Source organism: Shewanella sp. AS16, assembly GCF_021412365.1.
Classification (GTDB): domain Bacteria; phylum Pseudomonadota; class Gammaproteobacteria; order Enterobacterales; family Shewanellaceae; genus Shewanella; species Shewanella salipaludis.
In genome coordinates, this window is record NZ_JAKCLK010000136.1 from 1 (window position 1) to 319 (window position 319).

Genomic DNA, 319 nt, shown 5'->3' on the forward strand with positions numbered 1-319 from the left:
ATCGGAAATTCGAAAACCGATCATCTTATCGGTGCCATCAGCATGGCGGAATCCCAGGTCTGAAGAGTCGTATTTGCAGTTGGCCACAGCCTGGCGACGTTCCTCAACATCAGCAGGCCATAATTTTGTCATGTTAGACCGATGAATTTCGCCAACCAGCTCGACTACATTGATACCGAGGAAATCAGCCAGTCGATAGGTCATCATGCACGCCACATAGATTTTGTTCATGACACGGCGCAGTTCCTGAATCAGCTCAGAATCCTTAACAGTCTTGTTCTCAAGTTTATCTGCCAGCTCTTCGAGCATACATGACGCC

At 48.0% G+C, this 319-nt stretch carries 1 protein-coding gene; it reads right to left on the bottom strand.

Going from position 1 to position 319, the window contains the following annotated elements; translation table 11 throughout:
* Positions 1-319, bottom strand: a 319-nt coding sequence (locus tag LZP73_RS19680) for a hypothetical protein (protein ID WP_234236602.1), incomplete at both ends; no start/stop codon positions are given.